This window comes from Erwinia pyri (genome assembly GCF_030758455.1).
Classification (GTDB): domain Bacteria; phylum Pseudomonadota; class Gammaproteobacteria; order Enterobacterales; family Enterobacteriaceae; genus Erwinia; species Erwinia pyri.
Genome location: NZ_CP132353.1, coordinates 3,107,469 through 3,133,683 on the forward strand (window position 1 = coordinate 3,107,469; position 26,215 = coordinate 3,133,683).

The following is a 26,215-nucleotide window of genomic DNA, read 5'->3' on the forward strand; positions in this document are numbered from 1 at the left end:
CCTCGCCACAAATGATGACTATAGTTACCTCTCAAGCCCTTTTCTTAATGCCGGGAAATAAGATGAGTGAGATTAAAAGAAAAATAGAGGATCACGGCGTGATTGGGGATTTACGGACCTGTGCGCTGATCGCCAATGATGGTGCCCTTGACTACTTTTGCTGGCCAAACCTGGACAGCCCATCGGTTTTCACCGCCCTGCTGGATGGTGACGAGGCGGGGATCTTTAGCATCGCCCCTGAGTGGCAGGATGTGCGCCGTCAGCAGCTCTACCTGCCCGATACCACCATTCTGCAAACTCGCTGGCTGGCTAAAGAAGGCGTGGCGGAAATTACCGATTATATGCCGATATGCCATCAGGAAGATGACCAGCCGCGCATTATCCGCCGGGTGAAGATGGTGCATGGCGAGGCTACTTTTGCCCTGCGCTGCTCGCCCGTCCATGACTATGCCAGAGCGAATACGCAGGCCCAACTGGGGGAGCAAAGCGTAGCATTCAGCGCCGAAGGGCAGCCTACGCTGCGCCTGTGTGGCCAGGTGGACTTTACGCTGGACGGTGCAGCCGCGGAATCCCGCTTTACCCTGAAGTCAGGAGAATATCGTGTCTTTATCCTGGGCAGCGCCGATGACGACCATCTCGATGATGAAAGCACGGAACGCTGCTTCCAGGCGACGCTGAACTACTGGCGGCACTGGAGCGCCAAAAGTACCTACCGCGGACGCTGGCAGGAGATGGTGACCCGCTCCGCGCTGACGTTAAAGCTGCTCACCTCCTGGAAGCATGGCTCCATTGCCGCAGCGGCCACCTTTGGCCTGCCGGAGGAGTTAGGGGGAGGACGCAACTGGGATTACCGTGCCTCCTGGCTGCGTGACGCCTCTTTCAGCATGTATGCCCTGATGCGTCTGGGTTACGTTGATGAGGCCAAACACTTCACGCATTGGGTAGGACGCTGCGTGGAGAACAGCCATAACGATGTGGAAAAACTTCAGGTGATGTATCGCCTCGACGCCGGTACTGAACTGCACGAAAGCGAGCTGCTCAATCTTTCCGGCTATGCCAACTCCACGCCGGTCAGGATCGGTAATGATGCCTGGAATCAGTGCCAGCTGGATATCTATGGCGAGCTGATGGACGCGGTTTATCTGGCCAATAAATATGGCGAGGCCATTTCGCACCGTGGCTGGAAGCATGTCAGCAAAATGATCGATTACGTCAGCGAAAACTGGAACCAGGCGGATGCCGGGATCTGGGAGATGCGCGGCGCACCTCAACATTTCCTCCACTCCCGGCTGATGTGCTGGGTGGCGCTCGACAGGGCGATCCGGCTCGGAGAAAAACGCTCTCTCTCTTTCCCTTATGCCCGCTGGTGCGAAGCGAGAGACGCGATCCGTGAAGATATCTGGAGTAACTTCTGGAATGAAGAGCGCGGCCATTTTGTTTCGGTCCGTCACGGCGAGTTCGTGGATGCCTCCATGCTGCTGATGCCGCTGGTGCGCTTTGTGGGCGCGACCGACCCGGACTGGCTGGCCACGCTGGATACCATTAAAGAGAAGCTGGTAAGCGATGGGCTGGTACGCCGCTACAACCTGGCAGAAACCCCGGCCGATGGCCTGGAAGGGGATGAAGGGTCGTTTACGGCCTGTTCTTTCTGGTATGTGGAGTGTCTGGCTCGCGCGGGGCGGGTGCAGGAAGCGCACTTTGAATTTGAGAAACTGCTGAGCTATGCGAACCCGTTGGGGCTCTATGCAGAAGAGTTCGATAAAATGGGCTATGCCTTAGGCAATACGCCACAGGCACTGAGCCATCTTGCGCTGATCAGTGCCGCTTTTTTCCTTAACCGCAAGCTCAGTGGCGAAGATCCTTTATGGCAGCCTTAATGCAAAAGCCGCTTCTTAAGCGTCGCCAGCAAGGATATTGCTCTCCTCTCCCATAGCGGGGAGCCGTTTCGCTGACATTTTTGAGTAAAGTTAGTTCAACTGTTATAAATCCTGGTTTATTCCTGGGGTGTATGACCATATAATGTGCAGCCGGTTGAACCTGACCGGCACAGGCACATTTATCCACTGTTTACAGGCGCTTCATTTTAAAGAATATGAAAAAAAGCATCCGCGCGTTAGCCACCTTAGTCCTGGCCGTTACGGCATACAGCCACTCAGCCTTTGCCGTCGTCTACTCCCTGCCCGCGGCCAACAGCCGTCTGCTGGGTGAGAACCTGGAAATTACCGTGCCTCAGGAGAGTAAACTGCCGCTGGAAGCGTTTGCTGCGCAGTACCAGATGGGCCTGAGCAATATTCTGGAAGCCAACCCTGGCGTTGATGTTTATCTGCCGAAAGCGGGCACTAAACTGATTATTCCACAGCAGCTGATTTTGCCCGACGCCCCGCGTGAAGGCATCGTCATCAACAGCGCCGAAATGCGCCTCTATTACTACCCGAAAGGCACCAAAACCGTGGTTGTGCTGCCTGTTGGCGTAGGTGAGCTGGGTAAAGACACCCCGATCAACTGGACCACCACCGTTCAGCGTAAAAAAGATGGCCCGACCTGGACGCCAACGAAAAAAATGCATGAAGAGTCGGTCGCAGCAGGTTCACCTCTGCCGACCATCTTCCCTGCCGGGCCGGATAATCCAATGGGCCTCTATGCGCTCTACATTGGCCGCCTTTACGCTATTCACGGCACTAACGCCAACTTCGGTATCGGCCTGCGCGTGAGCCACGGTTGCGTGCGTCTGCGTGCTGACGATATCAAATGGCTGTTTGACAATGTGCCGGTCGGCACCCGCGTGCAGTTTATCGACCAGCCGATTAAAGCTACCGTCGAGCCGGACGGTTCCCGCCTGGTGGAAGTGCATAATCCACTTTCTCAGACCGAAGAGCAGTTCAATTCACGCGAGCCGGTTCCGCTGACTATCACCCCTGTGGTGAATAAAGTGGTGAGCGATGCCAGCGTAGATACGGCCGCCCTGGAAGCTGCGCTGAAGGCGCGTACCGGTATGCCGACCAAAGTGAACGGTGCAGCGGATAATGTCCCGGCCGCACCTGTTGCCGTGCCGGAAACGGACAACGCAATGCCGACAGAGCAGCCGATGACTCCGGTGACGCCACAGGGTGCGAACGTGATGGATCCGAACGCTACCCCGGCAGCACCAGCAGAGGCTGCGGCCCCTCAGGATAATGCAGCGCCAGTGGATCAGGCAGCGCCTCAGGATAATGCGGTTCCAGCTACCCCGTCAGCGCCTGCGGTAAACCCGGAAACGGGGGACTCTGCGCCTGCTGCAGAGCCAGCGACGCCAGCCGCACCGGCAACGCCTGACAACAATACCTTCGTGGTACCAAAACAGCCAGGTCCGGTTTATGAAAGCAAACCGGCTTCGGTGCCCGCTAAAGTTTCCGCGCCGGTTGCGGCTTCCGCAGCGAACACGCAGTCTTAATCACGCACTGCAATAAAAACGGGCCTGACGGCCCGTTTTTTTTACCATTTCACCCCAAGTCCGGTAGTGAAGTTACGCTCATTTAGCGTGTCTCTGGTCCCGCTAATCAGGTTGTGCCCGTAAGTGATATTCAGCGAAGACCAGCTGGTAAGCTGATAGCGTAGCCCTACCTCGGCATCCATGCTGAAAATGGCGTCATCATCCAGTGAATGCCCCACCTCGCCATGGGTAAAGAGCGCCAGCTCTTTACCCCGCAGATTGCGCTGGTAATCCCAGCGCACGGATGCCCCGGCATGATTGTCTGAACTGCCGTCACTGTAGCGGTAACCAAACGCACCCCCAAGCAGCGCCAGTGAAAAAGATCCTAACTCGTTATCCCAGAACTGATAGCCAGGTCCGGTGCCAATCAGGATCTGGCTGGAGATATCTTCCACCCAGTCACGTTTATAGGTTGCCCTTCCCTGCCAGAAGTACTGTTCCCGGAACGTATAGTCCAGCGCGTAACGCAGGCTGTAATTATCCGTGTTCATGGTGTCGTCTTCTTTCTCACGGTTATAGGTGCCGCCGAAGTCGTTACGCCATTTCCCCACGTTAATTTTATTGTTGTACGCCAGGTTATAGTCCTGGGTGCGCGTTGACGCTTTTTTCAGGCTGATGCCCGCATCAACGTTGCCTGTCCAGTCGATGGCGTCCGTCTGCTCTTTCGGCTTCATAAACTCTTCAAGTTTATCTGCCCTGACCCGCTGCTCGTCGTCACCGCGCCGCACGATAATGTAGCCCGCATCGGCAGCCTCAAGCTGCGCTTTAATAGTGGTATTGCCGGTGGAAACATCAATCGGCTTATCGCTGGAGAGCGTGCTGACCGCGCTCCAGTTGAGGGAAACGGTGCCGCCATAGCTGGTCTCCATCACCAGTTTGCCGTTACTTAACGAACGGATAGTGCCGCTGAGGCGGTCGCCGTTTTTCATCCAGACGGTGTCAGCATGAACCAGAGGGGAAAAGAGCAGGCAGCCTGCTAACAGATGAACCGGTTTGGGATGAAACATAACGGGTAGCTTTTACTCATATGCGGAAGCGATCAATCCTTTATACACTAGTGGAATTCTGGTGCGACTTTCAGGGGGAAATATCTGATAAATCAGTCTGCTGGCTATATTTTATCGCGCCGCCGTAGTGCCAGCCAGCCGGCTAGATCATTGGTAAAATCGGGTTTCTGGGTTGTCAGGGGCTGCCGTTGGGTCATTTTCTTGCCGTGTGTCACCAATTTGTAACGCCATTCTGTGACAGAAAGTTGACCGCCTGTTTTGCACAGAAGATAGCCGCCGGAAACAGATCCAGCGCCAGCCTGAGCGCCGTTTCAGCTTCATCTCTTTGTCATAAAACCTGCGTACACCCTCTCTGAGACGTGCTTCTCACTATCCGGCAGTTCATAGCCTGTCACCCGGTCAGCCCAGGAGATTTTATGAGCCATAACAGTGCGATCCAGCAGAGTCAGGGCAATGCCGCCCGTCCGCCTATCTATGGCAAGAACAGCCGCTTTTCGGTAATGCTTTTTATTCTTCTGGTGATCCTTGGCATTGCTTTCGCCGGGGTGAACCTGTTTAAAGATGTCAGCAATGCGGGAGGCGCCTTCACCAGCTATGTCCCGTTCCTGTTGCTGGGCCTGGCGCTGCTGATAGCGCTGGGGTTTGAATTTGTGAATGGTTTCCACGACACCGCTAATGCGGTAGCTACCGTGATCTATACCCATTCGATGACGCCAAATATTGCGGTGATGTGGTCAGGATTCTTTAACTTCCTCGGCGTGCTGATGTCCAGCGGCGTGGTCGCCTTCGGCATTATCTCCCTGCTACCGGTAGAACTGATTTTACAGGCTGGAACCGGTAGCGGCTTCGCGATGGTTTACGCCCTGCTCTTCTCCGCCATCATCTGGAACCTGGGAACCTGGTGGTTCGGCCTGCCCGCCTCCTCTTCCCATACGCTGATCGGATCGATTATTGGCGTCGGCGTGGCAAACGCCCTGATCCATGGCCGTACCGGCACCAGCGGAGTGGACTGGGATCAGGCACTGAAGGTCGGCTATGCGCTGCTGTTCTCGCCAGTTATCGGTTTTGCCTGCGCGGCGATCCTGCTGCTGGTGATGAAGCGCATGGTCAACAAACCGGAACTTTACAGCGCGCCAGAGGGCAATAAAAAACCGCCAACCTGGATCCGCGGGCTGTTAATTCTCACCTGTACCGGCGTCTCTTTTGCTCATGGCTCGAACGATGGTCAGAAAGGTATGGGGTTGATCATGTTGATTCTGGTGGGCACGATGCCGATCGCCTACGCGTTAAACCGCTCCATCCCGCCAGAGCAAAGCCCACGCGTTGCGGCGTTAGCCACGGTCACTCAGCAGCAATTGATGGAGCTGTCGCCCGGCATCACGCCGCCTGCTTCACCTTATAAAGTTCTGACCGAGTATGTGCGCACCGGCACGCTCACCCCCAACGTGATGCCTGCGCTGGCCCAGCTGACCGGGGCCATTGGCAATCAGATCCGTCAGTACGGCACGGTGGAGAAAATCCCGGCTCAGGCCGTCTCCAACACCCGAAACGATATGTATCTGGCATCGGAAACCATCAAGCACCTGAAGAGCGATAAGCAGGCCAGCATACCGGCACAGACACAACAGGATCTGGACGCGCTGAAAGTTGAGCTGGATAACGCTACGCGCTTTATCCCGTGGTGGGTAAAAGTTGTGGTGGCGATTGCACTGGGGCTTGGCACGATGGTTGGCTGGCGCCGTATCGTGGTCACCGTGGGCGAAAAAATCGGTAAAACGCACCTCACCTATGCGCAGGGTGCCAGTGCGGAACTGGTGGCGATGGCCACCATCGGCGCGGCGGATGCCTTTGGCCTGCCCGTTTCCACCACCCATGTGCTCTCGTCCGGCGTGGCGGGCACCATGGCGGCAAACCGCTCTGGTCTGCAGATGTCCACGCTGCGCAATCTGCTGATGGCGTGGGTGCTGACTCTGCCGGTTTCCATCCTTCTTTCAGCCTCGCTCTACTGGCTGTTTACCCACTTTTAACAGGAGTCTGTTATGGCTACTCAGGATAATGGCTTTACTGAAAACCGCTTTTACGAGCGCCTGTTGCAGGAGTTCTACGACAGCTACGATGAAGAACTGGAGATGGAGCTGGATGACGTCCGTTTTGGCGAAGATCAGACACCGGATCCCGACAAAAAGGCCTGGCGTAAATATTACTTCCGCGAGCTGCTTCGCCTGCAGGGCGAGCTGGTCAAGTTACAGGAGTGGGTAACCCGCACCGGCCACCGCATGGTGATCATTTTTGAAGGCCGCGATGCGGCGGGCAAAGGGGGCGTGATCAAACGCATCACGCAGCGCCTGAACCCCAGAACCTGCCGGGTTGCCGCCCTGCCCGCCCCTAACGACCGCGAGCGGACGCAGTGGTATTTCCAGCGCTATATCGCCCATCTGCCCGCCGCCGGTGAAATCGTGCTGTTTGACCGCAGCTGGTATAACCGCGCGGGGGTGGAACGCGTGATGGGCTTCTGTAACGATGAGGATGTCGAGGAGTTTTTCCGCAGCGTGCCGGAGTTTGAAAAAATGCTGACGCGCAGCGGCATTCAGATTGTGAAGTACTGGTTCTCCATCACCGATGAAGAGCAGGAGCTACGTTTTCTGAGCCGGATCCACGACCCGCTGAAGCAGTGGAAGCTCAGTCCGATGGACCTGGAAAGCCGCCGCCTGTGGGAAGACTATACCGAAGCAAAAGAGATTATGCTGGCGCGAACCCATATCGCCGAAGCGCCGTGGTGGGTGGTGCAGGGGGTGGACAAAAAGAAAGCCCGTCTGAACTGCATCAGCCACCTGCTGCGGCAGGTGCCTTATGAAGAAGCCGAAGAGAAGAAGATTGATCTGCCCCCGCGTGAGCGCAATGAAGATTATCGTCGCTCACCGGTGCCGGAAAACATGATTGTGCCGGAAGTCTACTGAGTAAACCGGGTGGAGGGTAAGTTAAGCGGGCGTGAGCTCAGTGACCCGCTTTGCCCTCTGCCCGGTTCAGATGCGCTTCACGCCACGCCCCTTTTTTCCGCTTCTCCCCGCCGCGCCATCAGTTGCAACCTTAAGGTCAGCGCAAAGGCAAAGAACACCACCACTGCCGCCCCCAGATAGAGAGAATCGATGCCCCAGTGACCAATCAGCAAGCCCGCCACCGGTCCCGTAATGCCGAGGCCAAAATCCAGGAAGGCGGAATAGAGCCCCAATGCGGAACCCTGATTTTCCGGCGCCACCTGTTTAATCGCTTCTACTCCCAGCGCCGGGAATATCAGCGAGAAGCCGGAGCCGGTCAGGAACGCGCCCGCATCCACCATCAGCGAAGAGGTGCTCTGCCAGATCAGCAGCAGTCCCATACACTCGATGGCGAAGGATACCAGCGATACGCGAATGCCGCCAAAGCGGCCGATGTAGTTGCTGAACAGCAACCTCATGGCAATAAAGCCCAGACTGAATAAGGTCAGGGAGAAAGCCGCGCCGTTCCAGTTATGGCTGGCAAAGTAGAGCGTAATAAAGGTGGCGATAGAGCCGAACCCCACGGTTCCCAGCCCCAGACCCAGCCCGTAGACCCAGATACGGGAAAAGACCTTATTGAAGGGGATACGTTGCCCGACTGCCACCACCACGTCGGCGCGTTTAGTCGCCAGCCAGAAGCCAAAAATCGCCATCAGCATAATCAGTACGGCAAACCCCGGAATGCCAAACCCCGCGTTAAGCATCACGCCTAGCGGTGCCCCTACCGCCATCGCCAGATAGGTTGCCACACCGTTCCAGGAGATCACTCTGGCGCTTTGTACCGTACCGACAATATTTATCCCCCATAAAATCGAGCCGGTTGCGGTCAGGCTTTCACCCAACCCTAAAACAACCCGCCCAGCCGCCAGCAAAATTAAACTGGTTAACGGGGTGGTTTGCCAAAACACCGCCAGCAGTGTGAACAGCCCACTCGCCCCGCACAGTACCAGCCCCACCAGCACCACTCTCTTTGGGCCGAGCACATCGGCGTAGCGGCCCGACTGCGGACGGCTGATAAGCGTGGCAAAATATTGCAGGCTGATAATCAGCCCTGCCATAAACGAGCTGTAGCCAAGCTGGTTATGCACATAGCCCGGCAGCACCGCCAGCGGCAGACCAATGGAGAGATAACAAAAGAAGGTGAAAACCACCACAGAGATAATGCGTTTGTTGAGCTGTGCATTGGATAATGCCGGGGTTGCAGACATGTCGGAGCCAGAAAAAGAGTGTGATGTAACGCACATCATACCCTTAGCAAGCTAAGATATCCTGTGAAGATTGGCAACAAATGTGACGGCTCTTTTCAGCCCTCTGACTAAAGCGATTATGGCAGCGTGTTCCCTGCAGCGCAGCGGTACAAGCTGCCATTTCTGACTCTGAGAGGATAGTCTGGCAGGATAAAATTTTCCCTTCCGCGGGATAACTCAGGTTTCGCTTACCTGATAGTGCGTCACCAGCCGGGCAATTTCACCCGACGTTTTCGTGGCGCGGATCAGGCTGAACAGCTCACTCGCCTCACCATACTCTTTACGCAGATAACCCAGCCACTGTTTGATGCGGGCCACGTGATAGAGGCCGGTATCGCCCTGCTTTTCAAGCTGGACATACTTTTTCAGCAGTTTCACCACATCCGGCCACGGCATGCGAGGTTCATTATATTTAATCACCCGGCTGAGGTTAGGCACGTTCAGCGCCCCACGCCCGATCATGACCGCATCACATCCGGTGGCCTTCATGCAGGCCTGCGCGCTCTGCCAGTCCCAGATTTCACCATTAGCGATCACCGGAATGGTGAGCCGCTGACGAATTTCGCCAATGGCTGCCCAGTTAATACGCTCGGCTCTGTAGCCATCTTCTTTGGTGCGCCCGTGAACCGTCAGCTCTGTCGCACCCGCCTGCTCTACCGCATCGGCAATCTCAAACTGCCTGTCACCCGACTCCCAGCCCAGCCTGACTTTGACCGTCACCGGGAGATGCAGCGGTACCGCTTCCCGCATCGCTTTCGCGCCACGATAAATCAGCTCGGGATCTTTTAATAAGGTTGCCCCGCCGCCGCTGCCGTTCACCGTTTTTGACGGGCAGCCACAGTTTAAATCGACGCCCCAGGATCCTAACTCAACCGCGCGGGCCGCATTTTCAGCCAGCCATTCAGGGTATTGCCCCAGAAGCTGGATGCGGACCAGCGTACCAGACGGTGTGCGGCTGGCATGATCAAGTTCCGGGCAGAGTCGGGTAAAGGATTTTACAGGGAGAAGTTGATCAACAACGCGGAGAAATTCCGTGATGCAGAGATCGTAGTCGTTAACATCGGTGAGCAGTTCTCGCACCAGCGAGTCCAGCACGCCCTCCATCGGGGCCAGTAAAACGCGCATGTGACAGCCTGTTAAAACGGGGACCTGGCGGTCCCCACACTACGTTATTAAGCCGGGTTAGAACGGCGCTGACGGGTTTTGTTGCGAGGTGCCCCGCTGCTGCTGCCTTCCGTCCGTGCGGTGCCGGAACCGGCGCCCTGACGGCGCTGCCCGTTACTTGAGCTGCGTTCACCGCCAGCAGACTGGCTGCGTTCGCCGCCGTTGCTGCTGCTGTTGCCGCTACGGTTACCGCTTTGACCGCCACGGTTACCACCCGGTGCGCCACGACCACGGCCTGCACCGCTACCGCCACCGCCTGTACCACCACGCTGCTGGCGACCGTTCTGAATCGGCTCCGCTTTGATCGAAGGATCCGGCTCATAGCCTTCAATGGCAATACGCGGGATTTCACGCTTCAGCACGCGTTCGATATCGCGCAGCAGCTTGTGTTCATCCACACAAACCAGAGAGAGCGCTTCACCGGTTGCCGCCGCGCGACCAGTACGGCCAATACGGTGTACATAATCTTCCGGCACGTTTGGCAGCTCGTAGTTCACCACGTGTGGCAGCTCAGAGATGTCGATCCCGCGTGCGGCGATGTCGGTGGCGACCAGCACACGGATTTTACCCTCTTTGAAATCGCTCAGTGCGCGAGTACGGGCGCCCTGGCTCTTGTTACCGTGAATAGCGGCGGCAGTGATGCCATCTTTATTCAGCTGCTCAGCCAGGTGGTTTGCACCATGCTTGGTACGGGTAAAGACCAGCACCTGCTGCCAGTTGTCACGGCCAATCAGGAAAGAGAGCAGCTCGCGCTTACGTTTCTTATCAACGAAGTGCACGTGCTGTTCAATCTGCTCGGAAGCGGTGTTGCGGCGCGCTACAGAGACTTCTTCCGGGTTGCGCAGCAGTTTTTCCGCCAGACCTTTGATCTCATCAGAGAAGGTGGCAGAGAAGAGCAGGTTCTGGCGTTTAGCAGGAAGTTTGGAGAGCACGCGACGGATATCGTGAATAAAGCCCATATCGAGCATACGGTCCGCTTCATCCAGCACCAGGATTTCCACCTGAGAGAGGTCCAGCGCGTTCTGATGTTCCAGATCCAGCAGACGGCCTGGCGTTGCCACCAGCACATCCACGCCGCCGCGCAGCTTCATCATCTGCGGGTTGATGCTGACGCCGCCAAAGACGACCAGAGAACGCAGGTCCAGATATTTGCTGTAATCATGAACGTTTTCCCCTACCTGAGCTGCCAGCTCACGGGTGGGGGTTAAGATCAGCGCACGAACCGGGCGACGACCTTTAGGGTGCGGGGTGCTGCTGCTCAGCAGCTGTAACAGCGGCAGCGTAAAGCCCGCTGTTTTGCCGGTGCCGGTCTGGGCACTGGCCATCAGGTCGCGCCCTGCCAGGACTACCGGGATAGCCTGACGCTGGATAGGCGTAGGCTCGTTATAACCCTGTTCTGCAACAGCACGCAAAATATCGGCATTCAGGCCGAGAGAATCAAATGACATAAAATTGACTGACTCCGGATCCGCCCTGACCGCGTTACACGGTGTAGTTTCCAGGGGGAGAATATGACGCCAGGCTTCGCCTGACGTTGAAAGGGAGCACAAACCACGGTGCGTAAGAGCCGGATTATAACAGATGTTATGTCAGCACAGAGAGCGTTTCTTTTTTTCGGCAGGATAAGGAGGTTACTCCCGCTAAGATTCAGACCGAAGCGGAGAGCGTTTGAGCCAGTTTCATCATCGCGGGCGCAGGCAAATGCCCAATAAGCATAAATTGATGCTGCTGCTGCTGCCAGTAAACAACATTCATATCCCGCCGGGTTTCAGTGGACAATGTCCGTGAAGCCTGTCGGGAGGTGGCGGTAATACATAACGCCAGTGGGCCAGTTTCACGCTCATCCCAGACAATTTGCGCAATCGCTTTATCGTCGTAGCTGAGCATTCTGGCACTTTTAAACGCGCTACCGTTCAACGTCAGCGCCTGCGGCGACAGAGGTAAATCCAGATGGCGACTGATGTACGCTAATTGCTGCCGCATTACGCTGGCAGAAGGCGAAACGCCTTCAAACGTCTCGCGGGTATAAAGCGCCATATATTGCGCTACCGTATCCCGCCAGCCATCATCATTATCAAACAGCCGTTGGCCTTTGTTGCCGCCAACCACTCCCAGAGCCAGCGCAGAGAGGGTAGCCGCAATGAGCGTTCTGCGGCTGATACCTCGCGCTGGCGGCTCAGGAGAGTGATTAAGCATGCCTCCAAGCCGTTGCTGCAGACGAGTTATCGGAGCCTCTTCTAACAGTGGCGCAAACGCAGCGGCGAAGTCAGCGTTGCCGCTATCCAGGCGGGCCAGGCGTTCTGCCAGAAAAGGATCATTCCTGAGCATCTTTTCCACCTGCTGATACTGCTGCTCATCAAGTTGATTATCCAGCCATGCCACCAGTATTTCATCGGAAACCGGCATTCCTTTTTGCCAATGAGTCACCCTTCTCCCCCTCTGTTATGCCTGCTCTCAGTGGTTACAGCTTTTGCCAGCCTGTGACGTGCATTGGCTAACCGACTCATAATAGTGCCAATCGGCACCGCCAGAGTCTCTGCCGCTTCCTGATAAGTAAAACCTTCGACATAGACCAGAAATACCGCGTTGCGCTGCGCCTCTGGCAGTCTGTTAATGCGCTCTCGTACCTGCTGCGCCCACAGATGGTCGCTCTCGCCATCGCTCACCTGCAACGCCGCCCCGTCCAGCTCATCAATGTTTTGCTGTTGAGTCAGATGCGTGGCGCGGACCTGATTGATCCAGATGGAGTGCAGAAGGGTAAACAGCCAGCGATCCAGGCGAGTACCCGGAACAAACTGGCTGCTTTTCTCCAGCGCCCGCACACAGGTTGCCTGCACTAAATCTTCAGCTACGTCCCGTTTTCTGGAGAGCACCAGGCCATAACGCCATAGCCGCGCCAGATAAAGCGGTAATTGCGTGCGAAGCTCGACGCTGTTACCCACCTGCACTCCTTACCCTCTTGCTCATCGCCACCATCAGATCTCCGGGTGTCCGGCTATAGCTGCTGAAAGATCGCGGTACTCTTCACAGCTCGTGCCGCAGATCCCTGCAATAATTTTTAGCTGCTCGCGAGCCTGAACCGGCTGCCGCTTAACCATATACGCTTCGCCCAGATATTCACGAACTTTGGCATAGCGTGGATCTAAGGCGATTGATTTTTGATAATAGCCTATCCCCTCGTCCGTTCTGCCCAGCTTACGCGTGGCGTAACCCCGGTAATTCCAGGCTTTGGCGGTGTTGGGCTGCTGCAGGCGGTCCAGCATCTGCAACGCCTCATCGTAACGCCCGGCTTTTGCCAGCGCATAGGCGTAATCGGTACGATCGCTGTCGTTGATCATGCTGGTTTTTTCCGGCACACAGCTTTTGCCCTGTTTATCGTAAATCTGGCCTTTCGGGCAGGTTGGCGGTTTATCATCGTCATCGCCCATCGCGTGAGCCATTCCGCTAATCAGCACGCTGGAGAGTGTGGCAAGGTAAAATATACGACGCAGTGTTTTGGTCATTTTCTAACTCCGGAAGAGTAGCAGAGGGTCATTTAAGTTTTGGGATCATCCGTTTCAGCGTGCCGTCCCGCAGCACGTAGTGATGCAGCAGCGCCATCGCGGCATGTCCGCCAGCCAACAGAATAAGTAGCCAGGCGTTGTAGTAATGCAGCGCGCCCAATAGCTTACGTAGTGAGCCGTCGATGTAGAGCAGTTCAGACAGGTCGCCAAGACCAAAAAAGGAGAATGGCGCACCCTGCGCCCAGCGGAAAAGAAATCCCAGGGTTACCTGTGCGACAAGCAGCAGATAGAGCAGCCCATGCACAGATTTTGCGCCAATATGTGCTGCCCTGGAGGGGCTGGCAGGCGGCAGGCGACGTCCTTTGCTGGCCCGCCAGATAATCCGGAAAACCATAAGCAGCGCCAGCAAAAGGCCGAATGAGATGTGCAGCGATTGCAGGTTATGACGTAGCGGCGTGCCTTTTTCCAGACGCGACCAAACCTGAAAGCTGGCAAACAGAAAGATCACGTCAAGAGCCGTCAGCCAGTGCAGCGTGAGGGTAATTTTGTCGTAATGGGTGGACGTGGCAGTCTGCCGTTGGCGCATAAGAAATTCCCCGTGTAGTAGTGACAGGGTTAACAGTTCAGCGCAGGATTTTATTCAGAACAATTTGTTATAACAGAAAGGTTTTTAATAAAGAACAGGCCACTTTCGCGGCCTGTTGTGCTTTAGCGGTGACGCTGGTGAGCGCGAACAGGCTCTTTAGCCAGCAGAGAGACCACACAGGGTCCGGTCAGCATCAGCACTCCAACACACCCTAACAGCAGGTTGTTGTGGACCACGCGGGAAAGCATAACTAACACCAGCATCGCCGCGCCAAAATAGTAGGTGGTGGTCACATCCTCAAGGAAGTCCCCAACCCGGCGCAAACGTGGCAGCCGCTGAGTCAACAGCATGGCGGTAAACACGCTGGCATACATCGCCAGTAAAACCGTGCTGACCTGCAGCAGCGCCTGATGTTTCCATCCCCACACCAGCCCGGCAATCAGCAGGAGGTGCAGCGTGATATGTACACAGGTTTGTCCGGTGACAATCTGAATACGGTTAGACCATTTCATTTTCTTCTCCTGGCAGACCCAACAGAGGTCGCCCAGCCTTGTTAACACAGTAAGTGATAACGAATTTCCTCAGACTACCTTAGTTTTCGGATAATGCCGCAAAGAACGCCGTTTCAGGGCACTCTTTTGTGACAAAGACTACACTTCACTCTTCACCAGATGAAAAGGAGAGCGCGCACAGTATGTCACAAAAAGCGCAGGGATTTTCATTAAAAGTCCTGACAATCAATACGCACAAGGGCTTTGCCGCTTTCAACCGCCGTTTTATCCTGCCTGAACTGCGTGATGCCGTCAGGGCAACGGCGGCGGATATTGTCTTTTTACAAGAGGTGATGGGTACCCACGCCGTTAATCAACTGGAGGTTGAAAACTGGCCTGACACACCTCATTACGAATTTCTGGCCGATACCATGTGGAACGATTTTGCCTATGGGCGAAACGCAGTCTATCCCGAAGGGCACCATGGCAATGCCATTTTGTCCCGCTTTCCGATCGTGGCGTTTGAAAACCGCGATATTTCGGTAGAAGGGACGGAAAAGCGCGGGCTGCTGCATTGTCAGGTGCAAATCCCTGACCAGACTCATCCCTTACACGCCATCTGCGTGCATCTGGGGCTGCGTGATGCGCACCGGCATGCGCAGCTAAACCTGCTGTGCGACCTGGTAAATGGCCTGCCAAAAGAGGCGCCGGTGGTAGTCGCGGGAGATTTCAACGACTGGCAGCAAAAAGCCAACGCTATTTTGAAAAAAGGGGCAGCAATGGAGGAGGTCTTCAGCAGAAAAAATGGACGCCCGGCGCGAACCTTTCCTGCCCGCTTCCCGCTGCTGAGACTTGACCGGATCTATGTCCGCAATGCCGGGATCAGTCACCCGCAGACCATCCCGCTGCGGCCCTGGTCCCATCTTTCCGATCACGCCCCTCTGGCTGTGGAGATCCACCTATGAATATGGAGTGGCGCGATGGCAATCGCCTGCGCCTGCTGGAAAACGGCGAAGAGTACTTCCCACGCGTATTTGAAGCTATCCGCCGTGCGCGAGAGTTCGTGCTGCTGGAAACCTTTATCCTCTTTGAAGATGAGGTAGGAAAAGAGCTGCATGCGGTGCTGCTGGAAGCGGCAAAACGCGGGGTTAAAGTTGAGATGCTGCTGGACGGGTATGGATCTAACGACCTCTCCGATGAGTTTGTCACCGCCCTGACCTCGGCTGGCGTGCGGTTCGTTTACTACGATCCCCGCCCTTTAGTGTTGGGGATGCGTACCAACATATTCCGTCGTCTGCATCGTAAAATTGTGGTGTGCGACGGTGACATCGCTTTTGTCGGCGGCATCAACTACTCCGCAGAGCACAATTCCAGCTATGGTGCAGAAGCGAAGCAGGATTATGCCGTTGAGGTGAAAGGTCCGATTGTTGATGACATCACCGCCTATGTGCAGCAGTCGCTGAACAGCGAAGAGATTACCCGCCGCTGGTGGGGCGGCCGTTCGCATCGTCCGGCCAAAAATGCCACGCCGGGCGAGGCACAAATTCTGTTTGTCTGGCGAGATAATGACGAACACCGGGATGATATTGAGCAGCACTATATCGACATGCTGCGCAGTGCAAAAAAGGAGGTGATCATTGCCAACGCCTACTTCTTCCCGGGCTATAAGCTGCTGCGGGAGATGCGCAGCGCTGCGCAAAGAGGCGTCTCGGTGAAACTGATCGTTCAGGGTGAACCCGATATGCCGATAGTGAAAGTCGGCGCCGAGCTGCTTTATAACTATCTGGTGGGCGGCGGTGTGGAGATTTATGAGTATATCCGTCGTCCGCTGCATGCCAAGATCGCCATCCAGGACGATTACTGGTCAACCGTCGGCTCCAGTAATCTGGATCCCTTGAGTCTCTCCCTGAATCTGGAGGCGAACCTGATCGTTCACGACCGGACCTTTAATGAAATAGTCCGGAGTAAACTTAACCGTCTGCTGCAAGAAGATTGTAAACGCGTGGAGGAGAGCCAGCTCCCCCGCCAGAACTGGTGGCAGCTGGGGAAAAGCGTGGTGGTATTCCACTTTCTGCGTCATTTCCCGGCCATCGCTGGCTGGCTGCCGGCCCATACGCCGAAGCTGGCGCAAATCTCTCCTCCTGTTCAGCCTGAGCTGGAAACCCAGGATCGTGTTGAGCCTGATAAAGAGCGAGTAAAATCCTGATGTCTGCTGCGCAATCCCGTTGGAAGTGGGTGAAGAAGATCCTCACCTGGCTGTTCTTTATCGCCGTCGTCGTGTTGCTGGTTGTCTATGCCCGTAAGGTGAACTGGCACGATGTGATTGAAGTGATAACCCATTACAACCGCGTCGCTATTTTGAGCTCCGTGGCGCTGGTAATAGTGAGTTATCTCACCTATGGCCTCTACGATCTGATAGGTCAGGCGTATTGCGGCCACAAGCTGCAAAAGCGCCAGGTGATGCTGGTGTCTTTTATCTGTTATGCCTTTAACCTGACGCTGAGCACCTGGGTTGGCGGCGTGGCAATGCGCTACCGACTCTACTCCAGGCTGGGACTGGAAAGCAGCACCATCACCCGTATTTTCTCGTTGAGCATCGCCACTAACTGGCTGGGTTATGTGCTGGTAGCGGGCGTGGTCTTCAGTACAGGCATGGTGCCCATTCCTTCCGGCTGGTTTATCGGCGAGGGAACGTTAAGAACTATCGGTGTGGCGCTGCTGGCGTTTGTGGTGGTTTATCTTGCGCTTTGCGCCTTCTCAAAGCGTCGTCGCTGGACGGTAAAAGGGCATAAGCTGGCGCTGCCATCTTTCCGTATGGCTATGCTTCAGTTTGCTGTTTCCAGCGCAAACTGGCTGGTGATGGGTGCCATTATCTGGCTGCTTCTGGCCCAGAGAGTCGATTATCCGCAGGTGCTGGGCGTGCTGTTAATCAGCAGTATTGCCGGAGTAATCATTCATATCCCGGCGGGCATTGGCGTGCTGGAAGCGGTATTCCTGGCGCTGCTGGGCGGCGAGCATCTCTCTCACGGCTCTATTATCGCTGCGCTGCTGGCCTACCGCGTACTCTACTTTATCGCCCCGTTGTTACTGGCGCTGGTGCTCTATCTGTGGCTGGAAGGACAGGCAAAAACGCTGCGGCAGAAGAACGAGCGGGATATGCAGAAGTCGTGATGACGGGTTAACGCTACGCCAAAAGAGTGAGTTTAACCCGCAGAGTTATAGCGGAAGTGTAGCCCGGACGGAGCAGAGCCGTCCGGGCTGAGCAGAGTAAAAAGCTTGCTCTCTGCGGCTAGCGGCGGTTGCCGAAGATACGCAGCAGCATCAGGAACAGGTTGATAAAGTCCAGATAGAGCGTTAATGCTCCCAGAATCGAGTAGCGACGCAGGTTCTCTTTATCTTCAACATTAATCCCTTCACCGATATTCTTCAGCTTCTGCGTGTCATAGGCGGTCAGCCCGACAAACACCACCACGCCGATATAGGTCACGGCCCACATCAGCGCAGAGCTTTTCAGCCAGATATTCACCAGTGAAGCCAGCACAATGCCGATCAGCGCCATAAACAGCAGGCTACCCATTTTGCTGAGGTCGCGTTTTGTGGTGTAACCCCAGAAACTCATGACACCAAACATCCCGCCGGTCACCACAAAAGTGCTGGCGATAGAGGAGTAGGTGTAAACAAGGAAAATACTTGCCAGGGTAAGGCCAGTTAGCGCGGAATAGAGCATAAACAGCGCCGTCGCTGCCGCCCCGCTAAGCTTGTGCACCATACCGGAAAGCACAAATACCAACCCTAACTGCACAATAATCAGACCAAAGAAAGTGATGCGGTTGGCGAAGACCAGCTCCATGACCGCAGGCGTGTTCGCCGCAAACCATGCAACAAAGGCGGTCAGCAACAGACCGCACGTCATCCAGCCGTAAACCTGAGCCATATAAGTCTGCAAACCGGTGTTGGCCTGCGAAACCATAGAACTGTTGGAACGTGGATATCGATCCATGATGCTCTCCTGATTCATAAATTAGCAAAGTGATCCCGGAAACTCGCGCAAGGGCCGTTGTCGGGGCCGCTCTTAAGTCTGGCACAGTCCTGGCAAATTAAGCCAGCCCCGCTTATGACTTTTCCCTTGCCGTTTATCAGCCGGTGTAATTTTGTTGCGTGATTATTGCAGGGTTGCATAAAGCTTGTGCATATCTTGCCGATAAAGTGATCACAAGGAGATTACCTGACAGGAAGTTAATTACGCGCCATCTCTTACACCGGGGAATCTTTTATGCAGAAAACCACCGCCAAACGCAAAATGAGCACCCGAACGCTGATGCTTGTTGCGGGCGCTCTGACCATCACTCTTGGCTTTACCATCACCATAGGCCTGCTCAGCTGGCAGTCAAGCCAGCATCAGCGCAAACTGGCTGAAGATTACCTGGGGAAGATTGCGGAAAGTAACGCCCTCAGCGTTCAGAAAGAGCTTGAATATGCCCGCACGGTGGCACGCAATCTTGGCCAGAGTCTGATCGCCCTGCCCGCTTCGGGCATCACCGACCGTAAGGTTGGTGAAGAGTTAATGAAATACTCCCTGAAGCAGAATCCGGACTATCTCTCAATGTCGGTGATTTTCGAAGAAAATGCGTTTGACGGTCGTGACGCGGAGTTTGCCCAACAGCCCGACTCTGCACCGAAAGGGCGTTTTGCGCGCTTTGTCGATCGCGACGCTTCAGGCAGCTTTGCGCTGCACAATCTCGACTCCATCTTCAAGCCGGGTCAGGGTGATTACTATTTAATCCCGCAAAAGTTAAAAAAAGATGTTCTGACCGAGCCTTACAGCTATGCCTACAACGGCGTCGATACGCTGCTGACTTCGGTTGCGGCCGTGGTGCTTGATGATGACAAGCTTAAAGCGGTGATCACTTCTGATATTTCTCTGGCTACTTTACAGAAAACCGTGGGTGCGATTAAGCCGTGGGAAGGCTTGGGTTATGCCCTGCTGCTTTCCAATAAAGGTCTGGTCGTTTCCAGCCCGGATAAAGCGATGGCCGGTAAGCCCTACAAGGGCGTGACCGATGAGTTTACTCAGCAGGTAGTGGAGCATTTTGACACTACGCTGGGTGAAAATGTGCTGGAAACCTGGCGACCTATCACCGTCGGTACCAGCAATCTGCCGTGGTATCTGGGAATTGTCACGCCCGTCAGTGCGGTAATGGCGGAAGCGAATCGTCAGCTGATGCACGCCCTGATCATGATGCTTCTGAGCATAGTGATTGTCTGTACCGTACTGGGGCTGATCTTCACCCGCAAGATAGCCAAACCGATCGGCGGCGAACCTTCTCAGGCGGCAGAGATAGCGCTGGGCGTGGCAGAAGGCGATCTGAGCGCTGAGATCCCGGTAGCTGCACGCGATCGTCAGAGTATTTTCTTTGCGATGCAAACCATGCAGCAGCAATTAAGGACCATGGTGGGCGAGATTATTTCCGCCAGCGACTCTGTTCGTCAGGGCGCGGAAGAGATTGCCTCCGGTAACCTTGATCTTGCTTCCCGTACAGAGCAGCAGGCCGCTGCGCTGGAAGAGACGGCAGCGAGCATGGAGCAGCTAACCGCTACGGTGAAACATAATGCCGATAATGCGCACCAGGCGACATCGCTGACAGAGAATGCGACAGATATTGCTCAGCGCGGCGAGATTTTGGTTCAGCAAGTTGTACAAATTATGCAGCAGATCGATGAAAGTTCCCGCAAAATTGGCGCCATTACCAGCATCATTAACGGCATCGCTTTCCAGACAAACATTCTGGCGCTGAACGCCGCCGTTGAAGCGGCCCGCGCGGGTGAACAGGGTCGCGGTTTCGCCGTGGTTGCTGCTGAAGTGCGCAGTCTGGCGCAGCGAAGCGCTAACGCGGTTAAAGATATCTCTGCGCTGATTGGCGAGTCTACACAGCGGGTCAATCACGGCGTATCGCTGGTACAGGATGCAGGCAGAACCATGCAGGAGATGACTGCTGCGGTGAATTCCGTGAAGACCATTATTGGTGAGATTGTGCATGCCTCTGATGAGCAGTCGCAGGGAATTGGGCAGGTGACGGTAGCGGTTAACCAGATGGATGGCGCTACTCAGCAGAACTCCGCGCTGGTGCAGCAGATGTCTGCGGCTGCCGCTTCACTGGAAGAGCAGGCGAAACAGCTGGCGCAAACGGTACAGATCTTCCGACTGGATGCAGCTTAAATATACCTGAGGCAGCGTGGATGAAACCGCGCTGCCTGATTTCAGGGCATGTTGCCTGAAAGTGGGTTGGCCTGCTCAGGGAGAGGGGGCTGAACACAAAAACGCCGTGAACCCTTCCGTGGGGGCTGCGAAGCGGCGTCCATGCCGCTTAGCTTTTGCTTATCAGCCCCCTCTCCCCTCCCCTCAGCTTTGGTGTTGCCTGTCACAGAAAACCAAACCGACTTCCAAATCCAGCAGCAAAGCTGGTTTTGACCTGTGTGAGCGCTGAAATCAAAGACAACACCGAATTTTCTGGGTGGCGCCATAGAGCACGTTAGCCGAGTGTATGCCGCAGGGATGCGGCAACCATCACAGCTGCCGCTTCAGCAGAACTATTTCCCGCGCGCCAGACAGCTTTGGTAACGTCCATTCACACGTTGGGCAAACCAGGCGGTGGTCAGGTTACGGGTGATTTTCGGGCTTTCAAGCTTGATGCCAGGCAGCATCTCTCGCGGCTGACGTCCTCCGGCATTCTTATCGGCCAGGGCAAAGACCTGCTGCCATAAATCCGTTTTTTCAAACTCTATACTTTGGCCCTTCTCCAGCGCACTGCGGATAGCACGATCGCTCATATCCAGACGCGATTTCAGCGTCCTTACGGCAAGTTCCGTAGAGCCAGCCTGGTCAGAGCCGTACAGGATCAGATCGCCATCAAGCGTCAATTTAATGCCGCTCAGCCGCGATACTGCCGCCTGGAAGGCCGCATTACGGCTGGCATACCAGCCGGCATTGAAATCGGCAAACCGGTAAATTTGCCGACTGTAATTCGCCGGATAGCCCAGCAGATGCATCGTTCCGAACCAGACGCCGCCGCGCCGGGTAAATACCTCACGGCGAATGGAACCGTCTACAGGCCAGGGATACCCTTTGGCGTGCGCTTCCGCAAACGCAATGCTGACCTGCATTGGCCCACCGGTATGGATAGGGTTGAGATTGCCAAACAGCGTCTGCCCCATCGGCACCATATTGATGAAATCGTCAAAAATCGCGCTCAGCTCCTTCTCGCTGCGCACGTTATCCAGTCTTGCGGTATAACTTTTCCCGTTGGGAGAGTTGATCATCAACGCAGTGCGAACGACAAAAGAGGGAATATGCAGCTTTGCGGCGCGGCGGTCTATTTCGCCCCAGGCAATTTTAGGCAGGCCTGCCACGGTTGCATCCGCGCTGAAGGTGGACTCCTGATCGGTGACTGCGATCACCGAGCAGAGATTAGAGACGCTGGGATCCAGCCCCTGACCGTTAAACGCAGCAAAAATGTCGTTACTCCATCCCTGACGGTCGCTCACCTTTGCAGGCAGCAGTTGCGCTATCTGTGCTTTAACATCTGCCGGGCGGCGCTCCGGCAGATCCTTTTTCGGCTGGCTGGTACAGCCTGCCAGCACCATCAGGGCCAGCAGGGAAAGACGCTTAGGGTAAGTCATTGCTTTCCTTGTTTTTCAACGGCTAATCCCCTCAGGGTACACAGCGCAACGGCAGGAAGCTATCGGAGCAGCCCTTAAATCCTGAATCTCACTACTTCCAGCGTGCCGCTGATTCATGGTCGCTGTCACGGGACTCCACCCAGCGATCGCCCTCCGGCGTGGCTTCCCGCTTCCAGAAGGGCGCCCGGGTTTTCAGGTAATCCATAATAAATTCGGCGGCAGCAAACGCCCCTGCGCGGTGCGCCCCGCTCACGCCTACCATCACGATCTCATCGCCCGGGAATAACTCACCAATGCGATGAATAACCGTGACGCGCTGCATCGGCCAACGCTCACGCGCTTCGGCGACAATCTCTTCCAGCGCTTTTTCAGTCATGCCCGGATAGTGCTCCAGGGTCAGCGCCGACACGTTATCCCCCAGGTTGTGATTCCGCACTTTTCCGGTAAAGGTCACAACCGCACCATCTTCATCACAGGCCGCCAGCCAGCGATACTCTTCGCCCATGTCGAACGGCGCGGAGCCAACTCTGATCCTCGTCTCCATCCTAGCCTCCGGTTACCGGTGGGAAGAAGGCGACTTCGTCACCCGCTTTCAGCGCATGCTGTGGAGAAACCAGCGTTTGATTAACCGCAGCGAGGATCTTGCCCGACTCCAGCGCCAGCGCCCAGCGGTCGCCTTTGGCAACCAGCGCCGCACGCAGCGCTTCCACCGTGGCGTAGTTCTGGGTCATGGTCACGCTTCCGGTACCCACCAGCTCGCGTACCTGAGCAAAAAACAGCACGTTAATCATGGGGAACCGCCAGAAAATCACCAGACTTGCCGCCGCTTTTGCTGAGCAAACGACACTGCTCAATGCTGATATCTTTTTGCACGGCTTTACACATATCGTAGATGGTCAACGCCGCCACGGAGGCCGCCGTCAGCGCTTCCATCTCCACACCCGTCTTGCCGGTCAGACGACAGAGCGACTCAATACGCACCTGACTGTTAGCCTCATCGGCAAACAGCGTCACCTCGACCTTGCTCAACAACAGCGGGTGGCAGAGCGGGATCAGCTCCCAGGTACGCTTGGCAGCCTGAATGCCAGCGATGCGCGCGGTGGCAAACACATCCCCTTTGTGATGGCTGCCGTCGATAATCATCTTCAACGTATCGGGATGCATTTTTACAAACGCTTCGGCACGCGCTTCACGTACGGTTTCAGTCTTGGCGGAAACATCCACCATGTGCGCCTCGCCAGAGGCATTAATGTGGGTTAACTGAGACATAAATTAAGGCTTCTTCACGTGCGAAACAAAATGACAGGGGCGGGTACGGGCATCGAGCTGATCCTGAATAATCCGCTCCCACGCAAGCTGGCAGGCGCCGGTGGAACCCGGTACCGCAAAAATCACCGTCTGATTAGCGATGCCCGCTATGGCACGGCTCTGCAGCGTGGAGGAGCCGATATCTTCATAAGAGATCATGCGGAACAGTTCGCCGAACCCTTCAATTTCGCGGTCAAACAGCGGCAGCAGCGCTTCAGGCGTGCTGTTTTTACTGTTAAATCCCGTCCCGCCGTTAACCAGCACTACCTGCACATCGCTGCTGGCAATCCAGCTGGAGACCACGGCCCGGATACGGTAGCGATCGTCTTTCACCAGCGCATGGTCCAGCACCTGATGACCTGCTTCCGTCAGCGCCTCGCGCAGATAGTCGCCAGAGCTGTCGCTGGCAGCATCGCGGCTGTCAGAAACGGTCAGTACTGCCACGTTAAGCGGCATAAATTCAGCCGAAGGTTTAGCCATGTTCACGTCCTTAATGTTAACCGCCGATATAAGAGAGATTCTGCGTAATGCCGGTATTGCCCTGATGCAGGAAATGCGTCTGCTTTTTGGTTCGCAGGCTGGCGGCGATCCGTTCCTGCAGTTCGGCCTGCTGCCCGTCATTTTGCAGCAGATCGCGCAGGGAAACCCCGCCATCGCCAAACAAACAGAGATGCAGCTTGCCGGTAGCGGAGACCCGCAGCCGGTTACAGGTGGCGCAGAAATCTTTTTCGTAAGGCATGATCAGGCCGATTTCGCCCTGATAGTCAGGATGACGGAACACCTGAGCCGGCCCCGCGCTGCGCTCGCCTGGCTGACGGATCCAGCCCTGCATAATCAGCTGGTCGCGGATCACTTCGCCAGAGAGATGATGTTTGCGGAACAGATTGCCGCCGTCGCCCGTCTCCATCAGCTCGATAAAGCGTAGCTGAATGGGTCGCGGGCGGATCCACTCAAGGAAGGTCTGGAGGCTGTTATGGTTAATGTCACGCATCAGCACGGTGTTCACTTTCACTTTGCTGAAACCAGCTTCAAATGCCGCATCAATGCCGCTCATCACCTGATGAAATTTGTCCTGACCGGTGATGGCATGAAACTGGCGGGCATCCAGACTGTCGATGCTGACATTGAGCGCGGTGAGACCCGCTTCGCGCCACTGCGCTACGTCGCGGGCCAGACGGTAACCGTTGGTGGTCACCGCCAGCTGGCGAATAGCACTGTTTTCACGCACGGCAGCGATGATCTCAGTGAAATCACGGCGCAGGGAAGGTTCTCCGCCCGTCAGACGCACTTTTTCCGTCCCCGCAGCCGCGAAGGCACGGGTAACGCGGCGGATCTCATCCAGCGACAGGAAACTTTTATTGCTGGCGCCCTGTGGCTTGTAGCCATCAGGCAGACAGTAGTTGCAACGAAAATTGCAGACGTCTGTGATCGACAGACGCAGGTAATAGAACTTGCGATCGAAGTTATCAGTAAATTGTGACACCAGAACACCTTTCCAAAGCGGGAGATGCAGGCATTTCTTTCTGCACCCTGGCAACTCGAAGTTGCGGCCAATACTCCATATCAGATGACGTAGGGGTAAAGGCTAAGTGTGATTTACCGCACATCGGCAAACCTTGGTGTGAAAATTCTAGCGCTAATGTGTGAGGGATGCCAGAAGAGAGTTTCGCTATGTATTTGGATATATAACGTATTTTGCCGTATTTTAGTCACACATTACGCTAAAATAGCCTCAGCAGCCCGTTGCGCCTCGCCTCAATGAAACTTAAACAAAGGATTTTTATGCGTAATCGCACGTTAGCCGATCTCGACAGGGTAGTGGCACTGGGCGGCGGACATGGCCTGGGACGGGTGATGTCTGCGCTCTCCCCGTTGGGATCCCGGCTGACCGGTATCGTCACCACTACAGATAACGGTGGATCTACCGGACGCATTCGTCGCTCTGAAGGGGGGATCGCCTGGGGCGATATGCGCAACTGCCTTAATCAGCTGATTGCCGAACCCAGCGTGGCCTCGGCCATGTTTGAGTATCGCTTCAGCGGCAACGGCGAGCTGGCAGGTCATAATCTGGGAAACCTGATGCTGAAAGCGCTGGATCATCTCAGCGTCCGCCCTTTTGAAGCGATCAATCTGATCCGTAATCTGCTCAAAGTGGATGCCTTCCTGATCCCGATGTCCGAGCAGCCGGTGGATCTGGTCGCTGTCGACAGCGAAGGCAACCAGATTTATGGCGAAACCGCTATCGATCAGATGCAGCAGCCGCCGCAGGAGCTGATGCTTTCCCCTACCGTCAGCGCTACCCGGGAAGCGATTGAAGCGGTGGCCGAAGCGGATTTAATTCTGATTGGTCCCGGCAGTTTCTACACCAGTCTGATGCCGGTGCTGCTGATGCCTGATATGGCGCAGGCGCTGCGCCGCACGCCAGCCACCATGGTGTTTATCGGCAACCTAGGCCGGGAGCTGAGTCCCGCGACGGCGCAGCTTACGCTGGAGGGAAAACTGGCGATGATGGAAAAATATATCGGTAAAAAGGTGATTGATGCTGTGGTGGTAGGCCCCTCTGTCGATACCCGCAACGTCACCGACAGAGTGGTTATTCAGGAACCGCTGGAAGCCGCTGATATTAAATATCGCCACGACCGCCAGCTGCTGCATATTGCCATTGAACATGCAGTTCAGGCGATTAAGTCCGCCTGAAGAGCTTCCCGCAGACTCAGAAAATATTCAC

General features: G+C 55.6%; 24 protein-coding genes, 1 pseudogene and 1 riboswitch. Of the genes and pseudogenes, 9 read left to right on the forward strand and 16 right to left on the reverse strand.

The genetic code is table 11. The features are described from left to right. The first annotated feature begins 62 nt into the window (after positions 1 to 62). Together Q3V30_RS14635 and Q3V30_RS14640 are read left to right on the forward strand one after the other, a co-directional pair. Positions 63 to 1,877 (forward strand): glycoside hydrolase family 15 protein, encoded by a 1,815-nt coding sequence (locus tag Q3V30_RS14635; RefSeq protein WP_306206800.1) that lies wholly within the window; start codon positions 63 to 65, stop codon positions 1,875 to 1,877. Between the two features lie 215 nt (positions 1,878 to 2,092). Then, positions 2,093 to 3,086 (forward strand): annotated as a pseudogene (locus Q3V30_RS14640) (L,D-transpeptidase family protein); the annotation flags it as partial. 385 nt (positions 3,087 to 3,471) lie between these two features. On the opposite strand, the gene Q3V30_RS14645 reads toward Q3V30_RS14640, so the two are convergent. Beyond that, on the reverse strand, positions 3,472 to 4,476 hold the full coding sequence (locus tag Q3V30_RS14645; RefSeq protein WP_306206805.1) for a DUF481 domain-containing protein: 1,005 nt from the start codon (positions 4,474 to 4,476) through the stop codon (positions 3,472 to 3,474). Positions 4,477 to 4,892: 416 nt separating this feature from the next. Between Q3V30_RS14645 and Q3V30_RS14650 the strand changes: the two genes are divergently transcribed. Together Q3V30_RS14650 and ppk2 are read left to right on the forward strand one after the other, a co-directional pair. Then, positions 4,893 to 6,503, forward strand: a complete 1,611-nt coding sequence (locus Q3V30_RS14650; protein WP_306206807.1) for an inorganic phosphate transporter — start codon at positions 4,893 to 4,895, stop codon at positions 6,501 to 6,503. 12 nt (positions 6,504 to 6,515) lie between these two features. Next, positions 6,516 to 7,433, forward strand: a complete 918-nt coding sequence (ppk2, locus tag Q3V30_RS14655) for a polyphosphate kinase 2 (protein WP_306206809.1) — start codon at positions 6,516 to 6,518, stop codon at positions 7,431 to 7,433. A gap of 77 nt (positions 7,434 to 7,510) precedes the next feature. On the opposite strand, the gene Q3V30_RS14660 is transcribed toward ppk2, so the two are convergent. From Q3V30_RS14660 to Q3V30_RS14695, 8 genes are all read right to left on the reverse strand, one after another. Then, the gene (locus Q3V30_RS14660) at positions 7,511 to 8,719 is read right to left on the reverse strand and encodes an MFS transporter (protein WP_306206810.1); all 1,209 of its coding nucleotides are present in this window, start codon (positions 8,717 to 8,719) and stop codon (positions 7,511 to 7,513) included. 216 nt (positions 8,720 to 8,935) lie between these two features. Next, positions 8,936 to 9,883 carry a tRNA dihydrouridine(16) synthase DusC gene (dusC, locus tag Q3V30_RS14665; protein WP_306206812.1) on the reverse strand — a complete coding sequence of 316 codons (948 nt, stop codon included), beginning with the start codon at positions 9,881 to 9,883 and terminating at the stop codon, positions 8,936 to 8,938. A gap of 47 nt (positions 9,884 to 9,930) precedes the next feature. Further along, positions 9,931 to 11,370, reverse strand: a complete 1,440-nt coding sequence (rhlE, locus tag Q3V30_RS14670) for an ATP-dependent RNA helicase RhlE (protein ID WP_306206814.1) — start codon at positions 11,368 to 11,370, stop codon at positions 9,931 to 9,933. A gap of 199 nt (positions 11,371 to 11,569) precedes the next feature. Further along, a complete protein-coding gene (locus tag Q3V30_RS14675; RefSeq protein ID WP_306206816.1) occupies positions 11,570 to 12,349 on the reverse strand; it encodes an anti-sigma factor family protein in 780 nt (259 codons plus the stop codon). Continuing rightward, positions 12,346 to 12,864, reverse strand: a complete 519-nt coding sequence (locus Q3V30_RS14680) for an RNA polymerase sigma factor (protein ID WP_306206818.1) — start codon at positions 12,862 to 12,864, stop codon at positions 12,346 to 12,348. The genes Q3V30_RS14675 and Q3V30_RS14680 overlap by 4 nt, the downstream gene beginning before the upstream one ends. A gap of 33 nt (positions 12,865 to 12,897) precedes the next feature. Beyond that, entirely contained in the window at positions 12,898 to 13,425 is a 528-nt protein-coding gene (locus Q3V30_RS14685; protein WP_428979211.1) for a tetratricopeptide repeat protein, read from the reverse strand. 28 nt (positions 13,426 to 13,453) lie between these two features. After that, positions 13,454 to 14,011 carry a cytochrome b gene (locus Q3V30_RS14690; RefSeq protein ID WP_306206820.1) on the reverse strand — a complete coding sequence of 186 codons (558 nt, stop codon included), beginning with the start codon at positions 14,009 to 14,011 and terminating at the stop codon, positions 13,454 to 13,456. 122 nt (positions 14,012 to 14,133) lie between these two features. Then, positions 14,134 to 14,523, reverse strand: a complete 390-nt coding sequence (locus tag Q3V30_RS14695) for a YbhQ family protein (protein WP_306206822.1) — start codon at positions 14,521 to 14,523, stop codon at positions 14,134 to 14,136. Positions 14,524 to 14,705: 182 nt separating this feature from the next. Here Q3V30_RS14695 and Q3V30_RS14700 point away from each other — a divergent pair, with 182 nt between their 5' ends. The 3 genes from Q3V30_RS14700 to Q3V30_RS14710 are packed head-to-tail and all read left to right on the forward strand — an operon-like array spanning position 14,706 to position 17,673. Continuing rightward, complete coding sequence (locus Q3V30_RS14700) at positions 14,706 to 15,467, forward strand: endonuclease/exonuclease/phosphatase family protein (RefSeq protein WP_306206823.1); 762 nt, start codon at positions 14,706 to 14,708, stop codon at positions 15,465 to 15,467. Further along, the gene (clsB, locus tag Q3V30_RS14705) at positions 15,464 to 16,708 is read left to right on the forward strand and encodes a cardiolipin synthase ClsB (RefSeq protein ID WP_306206825.1); all 1,245 of its coding nucleotides are present in this window, start codon (positions 15,464 to 15,466) and stop codon (positions 16,706 to 16,708) included. Before Q3V30_RS14700 ends, clsB begins: the two co-directional genes overlap by 4 nt. After that, on the forward strand, positions 16,708 to 17,673 hold the full coding sequence (locus Q3V30_RS14710) for a lysylphosphatidylglycerol synthase domain-containing protein (protein WP_306206828.1): 966 nt from the start codon (positions 16,708 to 16,710) through the stop codon (positions 17,671 to 17,673). Before clsB ends, Q3V30_RS14710 begins: the two co-directional genes overlap by 1 nt. Before the next feature lie 118 nt (positions 17,674 to 17,791). Here the strand turns inward: Q3V30_RS14710 and Q3V30_RS14715 are convergent, their stop codons facing one another. Beyond that, complete coding sequence (locus Q3V30_RS14715; protein ID WP_306206830.1) at positions 17,792 to 18,502, reverse strand: Bax inhibitor-1/YccA family protein; 711 nt, start codon at positions 18,500 to 18,502, stop codon at positions 17,792 to 17,794. 273 nt (positions 18,503 to 18,775) lie between these two features. Between Q3V30_RS14715 and Q3V30_RS14720 the strand changes: the two genes are divergently transcribed. Beyond that, entirely contained in the window at positions 18,776 to 20,719 is a 1,944-nt protein-coding gene (locus Q3V30_RS14720; RefSeq protein ID WP_306206832.1) for a methyl-accepting chemotaxis protein, read from the forward strand. A 371-nt stretch (positions 20,720 to 21,090) separates the two neighbouring features. Here the strand turns inward: Q3V30_RS14720 and Q3V30_RS14725 are convergent, their stop codons facing one another. From Q3V30_RS14725 to moaA, 6 genes are all read right to left on the reverse strand, one after another. Then, positions 21,091 to 22,143, reverse strand: a complete 1,053-nt coding sequence (locus Q3V30_RS14725; RefSeq protein ID WP_428979265.1) for a DUF1615 domain-containing protein — start codon at positions 22,141 to 22,143, stop codon at positions 21,091 to 21,093. A 127-nt stretch (positions 22,144 to 22,270) separates the two neighbouring features. Beyond that, positions 22,271 to 22,723 carry a molybdopterin synthase catalytic subunit MoaE gene (moaE, locus tag Q3V30_RS14730; protein WP_306206836.1) on the reverse strand — a complete coding sequence of 151 codons (453 nt, stop codon included), beginning with the start codon at positions 22,721 to 22,723 and terminating at the stop codon, positions 22,271 to 22,273. 1 nt (position 22,724) lies between these two features. Beyond that, positions 22,725 to 22,970, reverse strand: a complete 246-nt coding sequence (gene moaD / locus Q3V30_RS14735; RefSeq protein ID WP_306206838.1) for a molybdopterin synthase sulfur carrier subunit — start codon at positions 22,968 to 22,970, stop codon at positions 22,725 to 22,727. After that, positions 22,963 to 23,448, reverse strand: a complete 486-nt coding sequence (gene moaC, locus Q3V30_RS14740; RefSeq protein ID WP_306206840.1) for a cyclic pyranopterin monophosphate synthase MoaC — start codon at positions 23,446 to 23,448, stop codon at positions 22,963 to 22,965. The genes moaD and moaC overlap by 8 nt, the downstream gene beginning before the upstream one ends. A gap of 3 nt (positions 23,449 to 23,451) precedes the next feature. Further along, entirely contained in the window at positions 23,452 to 23,967 is a 516-nt protein-coding gene (gene moaB / locus Q3V30_RS14745; RefSeq protein ID WP_306206842.1) for a molybdenum cofactor biosynthesis protein B, read from the reverse strand. Positions 23,968 to 23,983: 16 nt separating this feature from the next. After that, positions 23,984 to 24,973, reverse strand: coding sequence for a GTP 3',8-cyclase MoaA (moaA, locus tag Q3V30_RS14750; RefSeq protein ID WP_306213220.1), 990 nt, complete (start codon positions 24,971 to 24,973; stop codon positions 23,984 to 23,986). Then, positions 24,960 to 25,090: riboswitch (molybdenum cofactor riboswitch) on the reverse strand. It overlaps the preceding gene by 14 nt. Before the next feature lie 179 nt (positions 25,091 to 25,269). On the opposite strand from moaA, the gene Q3V30_RS14755 reads away from it, so the two are divergent. Then, a complete protein-coding gene (locus Q3V30_RS14755; RefSeq protein WP_306206844.1) occupies positions 25,270 to 26,184 on the forward strand; it encodes a gluconeogenesis factor YvcK family protein in 915 nt (304 codons plus the stop codon). Positions 26,185 to 26,215: the final 31 nt, after the last annotated feature.